The sequence below is a fragment of the Cohaesibacter marisflavi genome, from assembly GCF_963665895.2.
Classification (GTDB): domain Bacteria; phylum Pseudomonadota; class Alphaproteobacteria; order Rhizobiales; family Cohaesibacteraceae; genus Cohaesibacter; species Cohaesibacter marisflavi.
Window position 1 is genome coordinate 1,750,781 of record NZ_OY762534.1, and the last position, 17,174, is coordinate 1,767,954.

Annotated in this window: 15 protein-coding genes; 7 read left to right on the forward strand and 8 right to left on the reverse strand. The window is 52.6% G+C overall.

What is annotated here, in order from left to right; genetic code table 11:
• Positions 1-89: 89 nt before the first annotated feature.
• The gene (locus ACKPCT_RS09160) at positions 90-626 is read right to left on the reverse strand and encodes a YcgN family cysteine cluster protein (protein WP_090068177.1); all 537 of its coding nucleotides are present in this window, start codon (positions 624-626) and stop codon (positions 90-92) included.
• A 303-nt stretch (positions 627-929) separates the two neighbouring features.
• Between ACKPCT_RS09160 and ACKPCT_RS09165 the strand changes: the two genes are divergently transcribed.
• The 3 genes from ACKPCT_RS09165 to ACKPCT_RS09175 all read left to right on the forward strand — a co-directional run bounded on the left by ACKPCT_RS09165 (position 930) and on the right by ACKPCT_RS09175 (position 4,483).
• A complete protein-coding gene (locus ACKPCT_RS09165; RefSeq protein ID WP_210186618.1) occupies positions 930-3,197 on the forward strand; it encodes a transglycosylase domain-containing protein in 2,268 nt (755 codons plus the stop codon).
• A gap of 153 nt (positions 3,198-3,350) precedes the next feature.
• Positions 3,351-3,926 carry a DUF1214 domain-containing protein gene (locus tag ACKPCT_RS09170; RefSeq protein WP_090068175.1) on the forward strand — a complete coding sequence of 192 codons (576 nt, stop codon included), beginning with the start codon at positions 3,351-3,353 and terminating at the stop codon, positions 3,924-3,926.
• Complete coding sequence (locus ACKPCT_RS09175; RefSeq protein ID WP_319569030.1) at positions 3,923-4,483, forward strand: DUF1254 domain-containing protein; 561 nt, start codon at positions 3,923-3,925, stop codon at positions 4,481-4,483. Before ACKPCT_RS09170 ends, ACKPCT_RS09175 begins: the two co-directional genes overlap by 4 nt.
• Before the next feature lie 65 nt (positions 4,484-4,548).
• On the opposite strand, the gene ACKPCT_RS09180 is transcribed toward ACKPCT_RS09175, so the two are convergent.
• Positions 4,549-5,280 (reverse strand): hypothetical protein, encoded by a 732-nt coding sequence (locus ACKPCT_RS09180; protein WP_090068171.1) that lies wholly within the window; start codon positions 5,278-5,280, stop codon positions 4,549-4,551.
• A 505-nt stretch (positions 5,281-5,785) separates the two neighbouring features.
• Between ACKPCT_RS09180 and ACKPCT_RS09185 the strand changes: the two genes are divergently transcribed.
• A complete protein-coding gene (locus ACKPCT_RS09185; RefSeq protein ID WP_319569031.1) occupies positions 5,786-9,160 on the forward strand; it encodes a DUF2336 domain-containing protein in 3,375 nt (1,124 codons plus the stop codon).
• Between the two features lie 91 nt (positions 9,161-9,251).
• On the opposite strand, the gene ACKPCT_RS09190 is transcribed toward ACKPCT_RS09185, so the two are convergent.
• The 3 genes from ACKPCT_RS09190 to ACKPCT_RS09200 all read right to left on the reverse strand — a co-directional run bounded on the left by ACKPCT_RS09190 (position 9,252) and on the right by ACKPCT_RS09200 (position 12,534).
• Positions 9,252-9,599 carry a DUF1491 family protein gene (locus ACKPCT_RS09190; protein ID WP_090068168.1) on the reverse strand — a complete coding sequence of 116 codons (348 nt, stop codon included), beginning with the start codon at positions 9,597-9,599 and terminating at the stop codon, positions 9,252-9,254.
• A 28-nt stretch (positions 9,600-9,627) separates the two neighbouring features.
• A complete protein-coding gene (locus ACKPCT_RS09195) occupies positions 9,628-10,545 on the reverse strand; it encodes a peptidoglycan-binding domain-containing protein (RefSeq protein ID WP_319569032.1) in 918 nt (305 codons plus the stop codon).
• A 78-nt stretch (positions 10,546-10,623) separates the two neighbouring features.
• A complete protein-coding gene (locus tag ACKPCT_RS09200) occupies positions 10,624-12,534 on the reverse strand; it encodes a PAS domain-containing sensor histidine kinase (protein WP_319569033.1) in 1,911 nt (636 codons plus the stop codon).
• Positions 12,535-13,141: 607 nt separating this feature from the next.
• Between ACKPCT_RS09200 and ACKPCT_RS09205 the strand changes: the two genes are divergently transcribed.
• Together ACKPCT_RS09205 and ACKPCT_RS09210 are read left to right on the forward strand one after the other, a co-directional pair.
• Positions 13,142-13,525: a DUF5330 domain-containing protein gene (locus ACKPCT_RS09205; protein WP_090068162.1), complete on the forward strand. Its 384-nt coding sequence runs from the start codon at positions 13,142-13,144 to the stop codon at positions 13,523-13,525.
• Between the two features lie 373 nt (positions 13,526-13,898).
• Positions 13,899-14,321 (forward strand): SufE family protein, encoded by a 423-nt coding sequence (locus ACKPCT_RS09210; protein WP_090068160.1) that lies wholly within the window; start codon positions 13,899-13,901, stop codon positions 14,319-14,321.
• A gap of 61 nt (positions 14,322-14,382) precedes the next feature.
• Here the strand turns inward: ACKPCT_RS09210 and ACKPCT_RS09215 are convergent, their stop codons facing one another.
• The gene (locus tag ACKPCT_RS09215; RefSeq protein ID WP_319569034.1) at positions 14,383-15,222 is read right to left on the reverse strand and encodes a DUF6456 domain-containing protein; all 840 of its coding nucleotides are present in this window, start codon (positions 15,220-15,222) and stop codon (positions 14,383-14,385) included.
• Complete coding sequence (locus ACKPCT_RS09220) at positions 15,219-15,632, reverse strand: helix-turn-helix domain-containing protein (RefSeq protein ID WP_090068156.1); 414 nt, start codon at positions 15,630-15,632, stop codon at positions 15,219-15,221. Before ACKPCT_RS09220 ends, ACKPCT_RS09215 begins: the two co-directional genes overlap by 4 nt.
• A 485-nt stretch (positions 15,633-16,117) precedes the next feature.
• On the opposite strand from ACKPCT_RS09220, the gene ACKPCT_RS09225 reads away from it, so the two are divergent.
• Positions 16,118-16,294 (forward strand): hypothetical protein, encoded by a 177-nt coding sequence (locus tag ACKPCT_RS09225; protein WP_407652484.1) that lies wholly within the window; start codon positions 16,118-16,120, stop codon positions 16,292-16,294.
• A 165-nt stretch (positions 16,295-16,459) separates the two neighbouring features.
• Here ACKPCT_RS09225 and ACKPCT_RS09230 read toward each other — a convergent pair whose 3' ends face one another.
• Positions 16,460-16,873 carry a MucR family transcriptional regulator gene (locus tag ACKPCT_RS09230; protein WP_090068152.1) on the reverse strand — a complete coding sequence of 138 codons (414 nt, stop codon included), beginning with the start codon at positions 16,871-16,873 and terminating at the stop codon, positions 16,460-16,462.
• Between the last annotated feature and the right edge of the window lie 301 nt (positions 16,874-17,174).

Below are 17,174 nucleotides of genomic sequence, written 5' to 3' on the forward strand. Positions count from 1 at the left end.
AGGTCAAGAGATTTTCTTTTTAAAGTTGTAATTTTCTTGTTAAAGTTGCGTTTGTGTTGATTTTTCATCAGCTTACAGCTGGGAAAAACTTACTTGTGGTCCCGGTTCAACAATACAGGCTCGTCATCAGGGTCTTCGCCGGGCCAACTGGCCAGATGGTCTTCATAATCTTCCACTTCCATGCCCTCTTCCGAGACAACACGCCCGCGCACGGAAATTCCCGCCTGATGGATTGTATCGGGATCGCCCGACACCAGAGGATGCCACCAGTAGAGATCATAGCCCTCATCGAGCAAGCGATAGGCACAGGTTGGTGGCAACCATGAAATCGAGGACACCTTTTCGGCATCAAGCGGAACGCAATCCGGGATCGTTGCCAGTCGATTGTGATAGTCCTTGCAGCGGCAACTATCGGAATCCAGCAGACTGCAGGCGACGTTGGTCCAGATGATTTCGCCCGTGTCCCAATCTTCCAGCTTGTTGAGGCAACAGCGCGCGCAGCCATCGCAGAGCGATTCCCATTCCGCTTGGCTCATCTCATCGAGCCTTTTCACCTGCCAGAAGGGCTTTTCATATTCAGCAGTCGGATCGACTGTGGCGATCAGGTCCGGTTTCTTGTCGGTCATTCTTTTGGCCCTTGTTGGCATTGGGCAGTACCAAAGGGCACTACGGCTGGTCTCGCGCGGGCTTGAGGCATTCTGGTGAATGGCTTATAACTTCATCTTGCCCGTTTCCATAAGATCTGTCGACCATTAGCAATTGGTTCGTCAAGTCCTGTATGATGTCAGAGGTGATTATTCTTGCCAGTGCGTAACGATCGGGGCCCAATAAACTAAAATTTATGTCTGGCCCAGGACTTGCTTCTTGAAGAGCGTTAGCTAACAAAGTATTGCTAGGTCCATCGATTTCAGAGACAAAGTGTCAGAGCCGTGAAAGATCCGTTTCAAAATAGCACAAAGGTCAAGTGGAAATACCGTTTCCTCGCCCTGGATGCCGCTGTCGATACAGGACTTTATCGGCTCCGGGAAACCCTGCTGCGTTGGCTGGAGAATGTGAATTCCGTGATGCGCCGCCTGCGTGTGACGGGATGGCGTTTCTGGCTGATCCAGATGCTCTCGGGCGGCTTGACCATGGGCGTGTTCGGCGCGTTATTTGCTCTTTCATGGGCGCTCAACGATATGGACCGTACGATCGGAGGCCTGCCCGAACAGGAAGATTATGCAGTCACCTTCCTCGATCGCTTTGGCAACGAGATCGGAAAGCGCGGTATTCTTCAGGACGATTCCTTTGAGCTACAGGATCTACCGGACAATTTCATCAAGGCGGTTCTGGCGACGGAAGACCGACGTTTCTTCGAGCATTTCGGCATCGACTTTCTGGGGTTGGCGCGCGCTATTGTCGAAAACGCCCGAGCAGGCGGTGTCGTTCAGGGGGGCTCCACGCTCACCCAGCAGCTCGCCAAGAACCTATTCCTGACAAACGAACGCACGCTCACCCGCAAGATCGACGAAGCTTTTCTTTCGCTCTGGCTGGAAGCACGGCTCACCAAACGCCAGATTCTCAAACTTTATCTTGACCGCGCCTATATGGGCGGCGGCACCTACGGCATTGCGGCAGCGTCTGAATATTATTTCGGCAAATCGGCCAAGGATCTCACGCTGGCAGAATCGGCCATGCTGGCCGGTCTTTTTAAGGCACCAACGAAATATGCGCCGCATGTCAATCTGCCCCGCGCCCGCGCCCGCGCCAAAGAAGTGCTGATTAACATGGTTCAGGCGGGCTTCCTGACCGAAGGCCAGATTGTGGGTGCCCTGCGCAATCCGGCAACGCCCGTTGATCAGGCAGAGAAAGACACGCCAAACCATTTCCTTGATTGGGCTTTTGAGGAAGTCAAACGCATCGTTGGCGGCAAGCATCGTGTGTTGACCGTGAAGACGTCTATCGACATGACCGTACAGCGGCAGTCGGAACAGGCCATCGACAGCATTCTGCGCGAGAATGGCAAACGCTATGATGTCAGCGAAGCCGCCGCCGTGCTCATGGAGCCTGATGGTGCTGTAGTCGCGATCATTGGTGGCAAGGATTATGGCAAGAGCCAGTTCAACCGCGCAACCGATGCCCTGCGCCAACCAGGCTCTTCATTCAAGCCCTTTGTCTACACAACAGCCCTGATGAATGGCTACACCCCCAAGTCGGTCATTCAGGATGCGCCGATTACCATTGGCAACTGGTCACCGAAAAACTATGGCCGCTCCTATTCCGGTCCGGTCACACTGCTCAATGCGTTAAGACGCTCGATCAACACCGTGCCCGTGCGTCTGGCTCAGGCCATCGGTCGCGACAAGATCGTCGAAGTCGCTCACAGGATGGGAATCCATTCCGAACTCAAGATCACGCGCTCTCTGCCGCTTGGGGCTGCGGAAGTTTCGGTGATGGATATGGCAACCGGCTATGCCGTTTTTGCATCAGGTGGCAAGAAAGCCATCGCTCACGGAGTTTTGCAGATTCTCGATTCCAAGGGGCGTGTCATCTATGATTACAATCGCACCCACAAGCCCGAACAGATCATCCCGCCAGAAACCATCGCTGGCATGAACGAGATGTTGGTTTCCGTTGTTAACGCCGGCACAGGGCGCCGGGCACAACTGGAAGGCATTACGGCAGCAGGCAAAACCGGCACGACATCATCCTACAAGGATGCATGGTTCTGCGGTTTTACCGGCAACTATGCAGCGGCAGTTTGGTTCGGCAATGATGACAACCATGATACTCGGCGCCTCACCGGCGGCAATCTGCCAGCCATGGCCTGGCAAAAGATCATGACCGCAGCTCACCAGCAGGTCGAGTTGAAGCCCATGCCCTATGTTGAAGACCCGATCCTCTTCCAGAAAAACCACCAGAATATTCAGGTCGCAGCAGCTGGTCGCATCAAAGACTTGAAGACCCAACGGTCCAATCAGCGTCTGTCTCCCAGTGTGGTCAATCAGCTGGATCAGCTATCAAAGCTATTCAACCACGATGACGATGCCTCTGGTTCTCAGCCGCAGGCCCCAGAGCTGCTCCCCCTGCCCGCGGCCTCTCCAAACAAGTCTGGTTCAGTACCCGGCCTAACCCAGCTCAAGCAGCCACCATCTGGAGGCTTGAGTGAACTCAAGACTGCATGGCAACGGGACCAAACGTCGATCATAAGCCGCTGATCAGAAAAGATGCGGATTTGTCGGACTGGCCTTTCTCAAATTGGCGATCTGCAATTGACCTTTGCGTAAATCCCTGTACGGATACATTAAGGGCTTGAGGAAAACGAGAGTCGAGCGTCAACTTTGAGCAAACCAGAACGAGAGCGATAGAGCGTGCGCCTAATCGGAGATATCATTCTTTTTGCTGTTGTCGCCATCGGCCTCGGCATTGGCAGCGCCTATTTTGCCGTCAATCATGCAGATCGTTTCGGGCTGTTCCAAATCGGCCCCTGGCACGCTTGGCCAGATGCTGCAGGGCCGGACGTCAATCCCTACTCCCGCGCAGATCAGGCGCGGCGCGGCTCATTGAAGCTGGCCTCGGGAGAAGGCATCGCCTTTGTTGCCACCACGGATGACAAAGGCACGCCGCTTGATGGCGCCTGTCACTATCGCGTCGAGGGGAGCGAGCTACCTTCGCGCATCTGGACCTTGACGCTTACTACGAGATCTGGCGAGCTGATTGACAATCCATCCAACCGTTATAGCCTGCACAGTCAGGATGTGGCTCGTGTGAGTGGCAGCAGATTTGATATCGTGACCGGCCCAGAGATCATGGGGGGAAACTGGCTGCAAAGTCCGGCCAATGTGCCTTTCAAGCTTGTACTGCGGCTCTATGAAACGCCCCATACCAGCGGGGGCGGATATTCGGAAATTGAGCTTCCATCTATAGCAGCGACGGGGTGCCCATGATCCGCGAAACCCTTGTCTTTTTGGCAGCTCTCATCGTTGCAGCGATCATTCACATCGCGACCATTTTTGCCCTACCCTATTTTGCGGAAAATGATCTATGGCATAAGGTTCAGGCGCTGGGGCCGGTACATGAGATGTATGTACTTTCAGACCCGCAAGACGCAATCAACTTGTCGGTCGATCTGGACCCGACTTTCGCTTATGGGCTTTGCCGTACCAATGTATCTGACGCGCCGATTTTATTGAAAGGCAGCCTGCCGAGCAATTTCTGGAGTCTGGATTATGTCGACCGGAATGGTCGTAGCCAATTCAGTCTGACCAACCAGATTTCGGGATCAAACCTCAATGTTGTTCTCGCGACACGCGGACAGCAGCGGCTGTTGGCGGAGCGCCCAGACATGACTGATGAAACGGCCATTGTCATTTCGGCAGCAGGGGAAAAGGGCATCCTGGTTGTTAGAGCCATGGTTGCGTCCGAACGGGACCGGGGCACTATCGCCAGCGCGCTGGGAACGCTCTCGTGCGGCCCTCTCTGGAGCGAAGCGTCCTTTGAATAGACCATTGGCGCACCGATACTATTTTACCGGAGGCGATAGCTGTTCTCTTCCCTTTAAAGTCTGCGTTATTTGATCAAGGTTCGGTCCACTTTGTCCCACTGACGACGTGTATAGCGCGAGGGCAAAGGCGTGTTGGCGGCCCCTTGGCTATCCGAAGCGGCGATGGTGCCATTCTGTTCTTCAAAATCGGCCAAGAGGAACCGCAGCGCCTGATTGGCCTCATGCACGCGTGGGGATGGTGTTTCTATTTCAAGCTTCTTGATCGCATAGGCATAGGCGGTCATGCGATATTTCAAGGATCGCCAGACCCATGCAATGTAGCGCTTGTTTTCATCAACACGGGCATAGGCGTTTTTCAGCTCTCGCGGATCCATATCAACCTTGCGTTCCAGCGCAGCCATGCGTTCGTTGTCCATGGCCACCACCCGTTCCGCGGCGGGAACAAAACTGGCCAAAGCGTCACGGTCTTGCTGGATATCCTGAATAATGCGTTCATAGCGCACATGGTGGGAGGCATATTTCTCGGAATGCAGAACCCAGTAATAACGTTTTGGATCAAAGCCCATATCGATGAGCGGCGTCAGCCGAGCCGTCTGCGTCTCGGTGAGCAGGTGTAACCCGACATTCTGGAGCGAGGAATAGAATTTCCACAAATCCGATGAAATCCAGTCTTCAGCATGCGGTGGCCTGATGAGGTTCCAGGCCAGATTACGCATGGTCTTCTCTTCATCGGTAAAATTGAAATCAGAGACCAGTTCGCCGGTCAGTTTTGCCTTCAGTCTGCCGGTATTGTGCATGAAGCCTTCAGCGAAACTGTTGCTCTCGGGCCGACCAAGATCCCCTACTCGCGAACTGCAAGCGGAAAGCCCCAGGACAAGCGCACAAAGGACCGTTAGACCGGCTCCACGGCGTCCGCTAGGTATGGATGGTAAGTCTGTGAAATAATTTCTCTTTTCCAAAGGCCCTGCAGTCCTGAAGCAGCAAGCGAGAGTTGATCGCGCATCACCATACCATTACAATTTCGAGATATCACTCGAATCGATTTCGTCCATTGTTCAGCATAAGAATGCAGATGCCAAGGGGCCGATTTGGAAACAAAGCACCCGCTGCTTCTGTCCCGATCTCCGACATGCATTCAGGCGATGAAAAGTCAGGCCAGAATGCCTATGGTTAACAGGATATTAAAGAATAGCCACGAAGATGAAGGCTGACAGTTGGGATATGGATTCAAACACGAGGACGACTGGATGGGAACGCCTGTTTTCTCTTCTCTAGCCGCGATTTACGCAAAGGGTTTCTGACGTGAAATCACTTGTTGCACGGTCGCGCCTAGCTGAGGAAACAGAGACCTACCTGATAGCGGGTCAGTTCGATCGTCTGGCGCAGGCACAATTCACACATATTTTTCGACGCCATTTCGGCGCAACCCCCATTGCAGATAGGGTCGCGATCTCTCAGAAGCTTTGCTCTATGCGCCGGGTTCCACGGGATGTGGTGCTACTGCTTTGCTGCGATGTTGATGCGGTTGCCGCTCCGGTTCTGGCGCAATCACCGCTGCTTGATGCTGCGGAGCTGACGGTTCAGGTCTTGCAGGGGAATTGCGCCAAGCGGGAAGCCATAGCGCTGCGGGCCGACCTTTCGGCACTCCTGATCTCTCAACTGCTTCTTTTTGAAGAGCCCTCCGTTGCCCGTCATTTGGCGGAGAACAGAGCGGCCCGTCCATCTATTTCCGCCCCGATGCAAGCCAAAATCGAGCGCATTGGAGCCATAAAATTTGAACAATTGGAGCCCAAGGCAATGCCTAAGGAAACAGATAAGCTGGATGCGCTGGTTTCTTCCATGGAACAGAATTGGTGCGCGCATTACAAACCAGACGCTCTTGGAGAAGACATATCATCCATTGTTCCAAATGCAGAGCCCCCTACTGCCTCTGAAAACGAACTGCCCGAGATGTCCCAAGCCTCTGCATCCCACCCCGCCCCGGCCCAACCCGTCTCTGCGATGAACGATGAAGCCCTGCTGCTGGATGCAGAAGACATGAAGCTTCTTGATCAGCTTTCCGAAAGCGATTGGGATGCGCTGGATGATGATGCAATCGAGGCTTTGGCAAGACAGCTGGCTGAAACTGATCAGTCCCAGCTCGACGATGCATTGCCCTTATCTGAAAGCAGCGACATCGTCTATGGAGTCGCAGATGCGCTTGAGCAGGAAGCCCCAGATGTGTCAGCGACAGAAGAAGCGCCAGCAGCCCTTGCCTCTTCGAAGGGCGCCTCTGAGCCTGAAGAGCTGATGGACGATGTGGAAATGCTCGAAACGGCTGCCATAGCTCAGCCAAGCGCGTTCGAAGAAGAAACCGGGCCAGCTTCCTTCACAATCGGCGCTTTCGATAGCGAGAATGCCGATTTCCCATTGTTGAAGTCCCCTCTCTTAGGCGATGAACGCGAGGCGACCATTTCCTTTGGTCCTGCGGATGAACCTGAAGAAGATCACACACCGGCTCTCTCGACGTCCTATGTGGCTCCTGATAATGATGTCGATTTTGATGCCTGCGATAAAACCTCCTTTGTCATTTCAGCAGAAGAGCCGCCGCTGGCCGAGCTGCTTCCCCCTATGCTGGAGGACGCGCCACAAGAGGAACCAGAGCCATCTGCGCCATTGACCGCGAAGGTACCGCTCGCCTCCTTCAACACATCGCCTTTGGACAACTTACGCTCTGCCCTTAAGCGCCCTCTTGATCAGCAAGAGGCTGAACTCCTGGCACAAGCAAGCCAGAAGCTGGCCAATCGCACCGCTGGAGAGCCTCTTTCGAAGGAGCCTCTTGCATCTAGGTCTTCTGAACGCAAACCTCAAATCACACTGACCATTCGCAAGTCATCCAACAGTGAAACTGTTTCTACACCAAATTCAGGCGAGGCTGAAAAGGCAACCAAAGCGCCAACACCCGCTCCGGTTTCAGAACAGGCAGCTTCCTCTGCGCCAAGCACCCCAGCCCAGGATGACCTGTCCATTCCACGCGCCCATTTAACCTCGGCGACTGAAGATGACTGGGAGCGCGCATTGGCGCGCCTCACCGGCGATCTTCCTGCCTCGGACGAAGACGGAGTTGCGCCACGAATTTTCTCCGTCCCTGCTGCTGCGGAAAGCACAAACCAACAGACAGAGACAAAAACCAATCCATTGGCACAAATGAGCACAACGGGACTTGAAAAGGTCGTGGAAGCGATTGAAAGCGAACTGTCGCTTGATAGCATCGCAACAACCGGCCCGAGTGAAATGTCCTCGCAGGACGAAGAGCCAGTAGGCTCTGCTAAAGAGGATGCTGTTGAAGGACACGCCTCTTTGGAGGATGCATCCATCATATCCGAGGCTACCGATCAGCCACTCATTGCCGAGCCTCTGCCCATTCCCCGTGGCGCTCCTTCGTCCGTAGATGAAGAAGTCTCCTCCGAGGGTGATGAACCTCTGGTCCATGAGCATGCGCCCCTTGGCTTCATGCCTGACATGATCAGCTTTGCTGGTCTGGAACTTGTCGAAGCCGAGCCAGACCTGCCGTCTGTCTCTGATTTGCTTCTCGAGACATCATCAAGAGCCATGCCTCATGTGGAATTGGTTGAACCCATCGAGATCGACATTCTGGAAAATGGCGAAATCACTGCCCTAGAAGATCTTGAAGCAACCCCGATGCAGGTGATTTCCGAACAGTTGGAGGCCCAGCGTGAAGCGTTGAATGCCCTGCGTCAGAAGATGAAGGACTATGAGGACGGAACGCGCCAAAGCGTTAGCGCACCATCATTTTCCGCAGGATTCCAAGCCGATCATGATGCGCCCGCTCCGATCGAGAAGATGGATACTGAGAGCGAAGCTGACGACATTTCGTCCCTGCCTGAGTTGTCTCAGCACACGCTGGTTGATGTCGATGCCTATGAGGCCATGAAGGGCTCCGAGAAGAACCAGAACGCGAATGAGACAGCGGCTTCTTCATCCTCGCCATCGGACGAGAGTAACGAGACAGACCCTGTAGATCTCGCATCCATGGTTCTGAACGCAACCGCACGGGATGGCATGGCAAACAGCTTCTATGGCTATGACGCTGAAACAAGGCTCACTATCCTGCAATCCATTCTGGCAGAAACCATTGTCGATGCGGGCCAACAAACCAAAGATGATCAGGCACGCGTCATGCTTGATGACTTCACGGTGCAGGAACTGGTTGCCGCCCGCTTTAGCAATGATCGCATTCGCGCGGCAGACTTGATGCATGATATTTCAGGCCATCGCCGTCTTGATATGACGCAGCTCCTTCAGGACAAGGGCGGCGAAGCGCTGGTGGTTTATCTCTATTCCATCGGGCTGGATGAGAGCAGCACCCTTTCTATCCTGTTGCATGGCCCCGATGCTATTGCTCATGACTATGAGAAAATCACCCAGTTGATGACACTGTATCATCAGCTCTATCCTGCTGCAGCGAACAAGATTGTCGCCCAATTGTTTGGCCAGCCGCGTACCGTCGCCTCCACGCAGCACGCGCCACTCCATGACGAAGGCGCGGGCAAAAGCGCCGCCCGTCTAAGGAAAACCGGATTGCAAGGCTCTTCAGATCCTTCACGAAAAGCAGCCAGCGAAGGCTCCGCTCTGCCTGAGTTCGGCCGCAGATTAAAGAGACCGGAACAAGGCTGAAACTGGCAGCCCAGAGAAATCCAAAAACAAAACCCTTGCCGCTTTTCTCAAGTGGCAAGGGTTTTTGTTTATCAGCGGGGCTCTGAATCGATCAGTCATCGGCAAGCATCAGATCATGGCCCGCATCGGCACATTCTGTTTCGACGACCCAGAAATCACTGTCAAACTTGGCCTCTTTCTCCAGCCTGTCCATGATATCGAATGTGGATACAGCTTCCAGACAGCGGCGAAAGAGGCGGTCTCCCTGCCTTGAGTTGTCCTCGCTATAGGAGAGCTGGCTTGCCGGCTCATAAAGGTCGTGCGTACCGTCCAGCCGATCCACACGCACAAAGATGGCGCCAGCCTCTTTGGCTCCACGACGGACAAGAACTGATGGCTTGCCCGCAGAATTACGGCGGCGCAAGTAGGCAGAGACCCACAGGTCAGAAGTTAGGCGCATTGATTGTCTTACTTGAGAGAGGTTGGAGTTAGCCCAGATCGAGATAACCCATGATCATCATTTCCTGCAGCAGGCGATCATTCACCTGACCGGTAACAGGGTGACCTCGGCTCCGCTGGAAATGTTCGATTGCAGAACTCGTCTGGCTGCCCATAACGCCGTCAACGGTCAGGTTTTCAAAGCCGATATTCTTCAACGCCTGCTGAACCTTGGCCAGAACCGGATCTCCCGAGGCGCTTACAGATGCGGTTGCCATCGGAATGCTCTCAGGCGGAACCGGACCGATGGACACCAGCTTGCGCGGCACTGGCTTCGGGGTGATCTGCATGCGAGCAGTTGACCGTGGACTAGCAGGTTTTGACGTTGAGCCTGCCGGTTTGATACGCGGCAATGCATCGAGCTTTTGTGACACCTGCTTTGGCTCTGGCTGAGGTTCCGGTTTGGTGATCAGCACTTGCTCAGGCATTTGGGTTTGATTGGTCGGAGCGACCTTCACACTCTGAACCTGAGCTACACTGCCGGTTGCCAGCTCTTTGCGCCGGGTCAGAATATCATAGAGTTGCTGCGAAACCTTGCCGGTAACATTGAGACCAACCGAATCCTGATAGGCAGCAATGGCCTCTTCCGTCTGGCGTCCTTCTACCCCATCGAGAGGACCGGCATAATAGCCGGCAATCATGAGCGCATTCTGTATGGTCAGGGTCATTGCCTGCTTGTTAACCTGCTCCAGAGCATTGACACCGGATTTTGCGTTGGCACGATTTTTCAGATGCTCGTTGCGCACATCCTTCATGATCACAACACCGGCGGAATTGGGCTGTCTTAAAAGGGCATTGCCAATAATGGCGGCGCTAGTGAGCGCCATGACCACAATGACAACCAGGGAGAGCGGGCTAACCCTGCGCTCTTCTTCCCAGTTTTCATAATCGTCATATGTCTCTGACATTGCGTTTTGCCTCTTGCTCAATTGTTCTCTACCGGATTTGGTTTTCTTCTAGCGATTTTCCATTCAGGGAAATCACTGTCAGGCGACCTTGTGTGCCCTGTTTGCCTGAGTCTCGGTGTCTTCCTTTATCAAGAGCGATTCGATAGGAACGATCAGATCAACAGACGGATCGTCACTCTCAAGCGCAGTCTTTGTCATATCTAGCGGCAGGGTTACGGTTACGGTCGTTCCTATGCCCAGCTCGCTATCAATGGACATGTGGCCATTCTGCAAGGTGCTTAAGCCCTGCACGATGGAAAGCCCGATGCCAGCGCCCTCGAAGCGACGCTGCAAACTATTTTCGGCTTGAACGAATGGCTTTCCTAGTTTGGGAATGTCCTGCTTGTCAATGCCAATGCCGCTGTCGGACACAATCAAATCGATCATGTGATCCAGTTTGCGGCCACGATGGTCGCGGGCATGACGCACCGAGACCATGACCTTGTCACCACGGTCGCTGAATTTCAGCGCATTGGTGATCAGATTGAGAAGGATCTGACGGCAGGCACGCGGATCGAGGCAGACTTCGTGGATATCTTCATCATTCTTGCTGTAGAGCGCGATACCCCGATTTTCTGCATCGCCTTGCATCATCTTGCAACAGCTTTCGCTCAGGTCAACAATATCGAATTGCTGTGACTCAACTTCAAAATTGCCCGACTCGATACGCGACATATCCAGCAGAGCATTCACCAGCTGCAGAAGATGATTGCCACCCTTGTGAATCAGTTCGGCATATTCGATGCTCTTGGCTTCATTGTCATGTACCAGATCAGGATGGCAAAGGATTTCAGAAAAGCCAATGATGGTGTTGAGCGGGGTTCTCAGTTCATGGGTCACATTGGCCAGAAAGCGTGTTTTGCTCTCGTTGGCCAATTCCGCTTCGCTGCGCGCCTCTTCCAATGCCTGCTGCTGCTTCTTGCGTTTGCTGATATCGCGAGATGCGGCAATGGCACCAATGACAACGCCGCTATCGTCGCGCTCTGGTGCGCATTTCATTTCACACCAGCGCAGCTGTTCCCTGCCCTTGACTTCATCAGAAGCGTCAGCAGAGCCTTCCGGCTGAGCCACGATGCGCACTTCCACCGTCACCGGTGTCTTGTCATCATCACTCTTGTTCATGCAATCAGACAAAGCCTGAAGAAAAGCAGGGCGATCCGGAATATGCACTCTCTGAAAAAGCCCGTTGCCCATGAGATGCTCTGGTTTGACATTGATGAGCGACTGAGCGGTGGGAGAGGCAAAGGTCACGTCTCCACTGCGATCATGGCGCGTGATCATATCGGAAACCGTATCGGCAATAGAGCGATAGCGCATTTCTTCCGCCTGAAGCAGGCAAAGACGCCCACGATGCAGAAACTCGATCCGAATAGCCAACATACCGGCATAAAGGATGGCGACCATAACCGACAACGCTCCGACCAGCGAAAGACCACCGTTGGTCAAAGGAGCAGGTTTAAGGAATCCGGTCATATCAATGCAGCCAATAAGACCAAGGGCCAGCAAACAAATAACCAGAGCCCGCTTGATGATTCTCTTATTGCCGGAAAGCGCAACCTCCAGAGGAATGACACCAAGCCAAATCAGATGGGGAGACTGCAATCCGCCGGTCATGCTGGCAATCCAGATAATAAAGGCCGCAGTCATGGAAGCCGTCAGCAAGAAGGCATTGCCCAGCTTACCCGTTTTAGACAGATACAGTACGGAGATGAGCGGAGTGAGCATCCACAATGGCAACAAAGACAAGTTGGAGGCGGCAGCCCCCATGGCGTCGCTTGCTGTCAGGATAACAATTGGCAGAGTGGCTAGAGCCAACAGGCCAACGGCCAAATGCACCCCAATGAACAGGGCGTGGCGCGCTCTGTCCTGATCGCAAAGTTTGCTGGGTTCATAAAGAAGACCGTCTATAACAGACCGAAGGGGCGACTTGTCCCAAATGGCGTCGAGCACGATTTAACCTCACCTGGTTTATGGCACTCTCTTTTGGAGTCCATAAAAATTACGCAATACAAACACAGGTCGTCGACCTTCTGGTCGGCAGGCAGCGTTGTCATCAGAGTGCCACGCATACTTTTAAGGAACGCTAAAAAACCAACGCTCTCCTCACGACTAATTATGATGAACAATTGGTTTTTGCCGATTAGGGCAAAGAAAACGTTCTTATGGTTAACAATTCACTAGAAAAATAGAACTAGAAACCGGAAAACCTTATAAATTTCAGTCTTATAGTTGCATCCACAGCTGTTCATAGCTGTTTATCCGCTCGGCTCTCCTGCCCTTTGCAGGCCATTTGGAGCTCCGGCGGTTAAGGTTAAAGCGGCAGGTTTCTGCGGACATGCGCCTTGGTAAACAGACTCTTTTTTGAAAGATCAAATTTGAATCTATTTTGACTCTTTCTTTCAAACTGCTTTTGACATGATCACGCTATCGTAGGGTCAACATCAATTGCACCGACTTTCATCATATTACAAAACAGGAAAGTTGGTGATGGTGTGGTTCGTGGACGGATGTCGCCTCACAGGTGTGAGGCATATGTGGGAATTGAAAGGGCACGGGAATGTCATTTCTTATCAGAGCTGCTTTCTGGCTATCGCTGGTCATTCTGATTCTGCCAGCAGATCGTGAAAACACATCTGACAATGCGAATCTCTCAACGTCTGAGGCGTTGGTAGCTGCGCAAGCCACTCTGAAGGATTTTACCTCCTTTTGCTCGCGGCAGCCTGAGGTTTGCGCGGCTGGGGAAGTGGCAATCGAGAATTTCTCTGCCAAAGCCCGTTACGGAGCCAAGCAGGTTTACATGTACCTAGATGGTGACAAAGATCAGACGGCAGATACCACCACTTCTGCACCAGAAAACACGTTGGCTATGAACGAAGCCACGCTCAAACAACAGGAACTTGATCGCCAGGCTTTGGCGGAAATGGTTCGCAACGCCGACTGACAAAGTCGGTTAATTGAATAAGGAACAGTGAAAACCAAACGAATTTCGGCTTTGTCCCACCTATTAGGCGAGCCGAACTCCAGGTCGGACACTTGATGCAATCTCTATTGTTATTCACTGACAACGGCCTCATCATCCGTGATTGCATCAAGCATCTGACCGTACTCGTCCCACTGGGCCAGTGGCCGCGCCGAAATGAACCTGCCCTTCATTTCGGCGCTTTCTTTTTGCCCATCCTCCTCTCCCTATCCCCTCAATTTATAGTGTCTTTATAGCCAGTCTTGCTCATAGATGGCTTGCCCCTTGCTCCACGCCACCGGCTTGATTAGTGTAGTCGCCAAAGAAGTGGATTCAGACAAGAACCGAGACTGCCATGCCTTTATCGATTGACGAGATCATTGAGAATTTTTCTTTTATTGACGACTGGGAAGAGCGTTATCGCTATGTCATTGAGCTTGGCCGCGAGCTGGAAGATCTACCTCAGGAAGCCATGACATCCGAAAACAAGGTCGAGGGGTGCGTTTCGCAGGTTTGGCTGACCACAGAGGTAAATGGCGATGCGTCCAACCCGACGCTGACCTTCCAGGGCGACAGCGACGCGCATATCGTAAAAGGTCTGGTTGCCATCGCACTGGCCACCTTTTCTGGCAAGACAGCCAAAGATATTCTGGGTACGGATGCTGATGCCATATTCGATCAGATCGGCCTGCGGGACCATTTGACGCCACAACGTTCAAACGGTCTTTCCGCAATGATCGGCCGTATCAAATCTGATGCCCAAAAGGCATTGGGCTAAAATCAGCACCGGTGCTCAACGCCGGAACCATCAAACAGAAGAATAGAAGTGCCCTCTCCGCTCAACTCTCATCTGATGAGAGCAGAGACGGCCGATAGTCTTTAGTGCCCCAATGGCGCATGGCGCTTCGGGCTGGGCCAGTGACCTCATCGAAGAGTCCGTAATGCCGCGCCAATCTGGCAAGCGCCAGCGACAAGACAAGCTTTGCCGACCGCGCAGGCCAATTGCGCGTACGCTCCATTTCTTCCAGCCCTTTCTGGAAACAGCAGAAATCGATCAAAGGGTCGGCAAACTCTTCCCCAACATATTTCAACGCAGCTCTAAATCGGTCCTGTGCGTCCAGCGCCACATCTCCAAAACCGGGTCCCGCGTTGGCTCTGCGTGCATTCTTGGAAACGGCCCCTTCGGATTGTCCCAATCGTTGCCAATTGATACCAAGGGTTTTAACCAGTTGCCCCCGATCGAAATCACTGCATAGCCTTTCGCCCGCTTCAAGCTGACTGCCAGTAAGATAGCAACTGCCATCCGCTTTCCTACGATTGGCCAGATGATGCAGAGGGTTCTCTGTCTTGACAACGTTAGCGTCACCGCGCGCCCTATTGTACGGCACCTTCTCCCCACGAACCTGTGTGCCAATTGCCCCTTTTTCGGTGAGCCGAATTTCTTCGCGCTTGAGCTTTTCACGCCGCAACGCCGTTCTGCCCTTGTCCGTTAATGCCAGTTCCGTCTCTTTCATCTCCACCCAGCCGCGTTTGAGCAAATTCTGGATTTGTGGTTTGGGCCACCGGTCCACCTGTCGGTTGTTACTGCGGGCGATTTGCCCAATAAGCTTGAGGCAATCTCCTGCAAGACCATTTTCAAGCGCGGTATTTTTCTGACACTCATGGCTAGTCTTGTTCATTTTTCCCTCATTCTGGTCAGCGGGGTAACGAGCATCATGGTCTCGAGAGCGCTCTCCAGACTGTTGATCAGCAGTTCCGTTTCTTCCTCCTCGCGGCGGTCCTCAACCACTCGGCAGGCATAAGCGACCGTCGTCCGATCCCGCTCATAGTAGCTGGCGATATCCTTGAGAGGGTAGCTCAGACAGACATGGCAAAGATACATGGCCACCTGGCGCGCAAAGGCCACGCTCTTTCTGCAACGAGTGCCAGCATGCAGGGCGCTACGCGGTAGCCGGTAGGTTCGTGAAACCAGTTCGTCTACCAGCGCAAGAGCGTGCACACCATTCTGCGCCTCTCCACTTACCATCGGATTTCCTAGCCAGGGGGATGCGTTGGCCGCCAGACTTTCGATATTTAATGCAGTTTCCATTGTTTACTCCATGAACCTTGCTCGCATTTGTTGCGTTGAGTTGTATTGATACATATATACTACCCCTGCTTGAATCAGGAATAAATTCCTCACATAAAAAATGGAATATTTTTAAAGCCAGTCGCCGCGATCCCCGCAAATCCCTCATATTTGTTACCTTTCGTCGCTTTACTCTTTGTTCACCATCCCACTTTGGAAACTCTCCTTATACCCATAATCCCCCTTCTTTCTGCTTGAGAGACAATCTAGGCATGGTTCAAAACAGTCTTCAGCCCAAAGGGGCGCTTAGCACTCGGTCTTTCGCGAATGGCAAAACCGTGCTGCCGTCATCATTTCCTCACGTTCCGAAAAAGGGTAGCCTTGCCAGTTGTAACGACACACTTGCAGGCAGGAGAGTTATTCATGGCTCAACATTCATCAGAGACATGGTTCGAATTGGAGAGAGAAAGTATGTACGCGACCGAGATCTGCCAGGCTTGCTTCACATGTTCCCAGGAGAGCTCCGAAGTCTGGAGAAGAATAATGAAGGTGCAATTCTGAGAAAGCTTAGTCAGGCACTCAGGGCGGAGCGGCGGCGTGGACGTGCCGCCCATTACAGATATTCCCTAATGCGGCATATTGCGCTTATGCAGGCGATCGCTGCGGAAAAGGCCCTGATGTAAGGGCCCCTAATCTACAATCAGAGTAGATGGACAAGCCCAACCTTAAAGAAGAAAACCGTGTAGCAAAAAGCAAGACAAAACAGAAAAGGCAGCTTGAAAGCTGCCTTATTCTTTGCGTCTACGCAGACGGCGCTGCGCAATATTTAATGGAAACTTTGACGTATCTTACTTCTTGCGGCGCTGCTGACCCAAGCCCATTTTCTTGGCAAGGCTGGAGCGTGCTTCTGCGTAGCTTGGAGCAACCATTGGGTAATCTGCGGGAAGACCCCATTTCTCACGATATTCTTCGGGAGACAGGTTGTAATGGGTGCGAAGGTGACGCTTGAGCGACTTGAACTTCTTCCCATCTTCAAGACAGATGATGTAATCTGGCGTGATTGATTTCTTGACCGAGACTGCTGGTTTCGGTGCTTCGACAACTTCTTCGGAAACGGGAGTTTTGGTATCTTCCAAAGCTTTATAGATGTCGCCAATGAGGCCCGAGAGATCATTTACCGGCACAGCATTATTGCTAACATATGCGGAAACGATATCAGCGGTAAGCTCAATCAGTATGTTGTTATCTGTGTTTTCTGACATAATCCGGACATTCTTTCCAATTGACGCTCAAGATGATTGCTGTTCACCTGAACAATCTGGCACTCAACTGTTGGATACTAGAGTCACCAGTTTCAAAAACCATTGGCGTCATTGGTAATGTATCTATGTTTTTACTTCAAGAAATAATGCATTTTTCTTTGTATGCTTGTGGGAAACAATTATATGATGCGGAAATTTCATAGTAAAGCAAGATTATATGTGCGCGCAGAAACAAACATAAGAAAAGGGAGTTTCGGCTCGAAACTCCCTAGTTAACAATCATTCAACGGCCAGATATAGA

Excerpts from the sequence above, each read along its gene's own strand:
- ACKPCT_RS09215 (WP_319569034.1), bottom strand. The coding sequence starts at position 15,222 with ATGAACAAGACTAGCCATGAGTGTCAGAAAAATACCGCGCTTGAAAAT.
- ACKPCT_RS09220 (WP_090068156.1), bottom strand. The coding sequence starts at position 15,632 with ATGGAAACTGCATTAAATATCGAAAGTCTGGCGGCCAACGCATCCCCC.
- ACKPCT_RS09195 (WP_319569032.1), bottom strand. The coding sequence starts at position 10,545 with ATGTCAGAGACATATGACGATTATGAAAACTGGGAAGAAGAGCGCAGG.
- ACKPCT_RS09175 (WP_319569030.1), top strand. The coding sequence starts at position 3,923 with ATGATCCGCGAAACCCTTGTCTTTTTGGCAGCTCTCATCGTTGCAGCG.
- ACKPCT_RS09225 (WP_407652484.1), top strand. The coding sequence starts at position 16,118 with ATGTTCCCAGGAGAGCTCCGAAGTCTGGAGAAGAATAATGAAGGTGCA.
- ACKPCT_RS09210 (WP_090068160.1), top strand. The coding sequence starts at position 13,899 with ATGCCTTTATCGATTGACGAGATCATTGAGAATTTTTCTTTTATTGAC.
- ACKPCT_RS09160 (WP_090068177.1), bottom strand. The coding sequence starts at position 626 with ATGACCGACAAGAAACCGGACCTGATCGCCACAGTCGATCCGACTGCT.
- ACKPCT_RS09180 (WP_090068171.1), bottom strand. The coding sequence starts at position 5,280 with ATGCACAATACCGGCAGACTGAAGGCAAAACTGACCGGCGAACTGGTC.
- ACKPCT_RS09190 (WP_090068168.1), bottom strand. The coding sequence starts at position 9,599 with ATGCGCCTAACTTCTGACCTGTGGGTCTCTGCCTACTTGCGCCGCCGT.
- ACKPCT_RS09205 (WP_090068162.1), top strand. The coding sequence starts at position 13,142 with ATGTCATTTCTTATCAGAGCTGCTTTCTGGCTATCGCTGGTCATTCTG.
- ACKPCT_RS09230 (WP_090068152.1), bottom strand. The coding sequence starts at position 16,873 with ATGTCAGAAAACACAGATAACAACATACTGATTGAGCTTACCGCTGAT.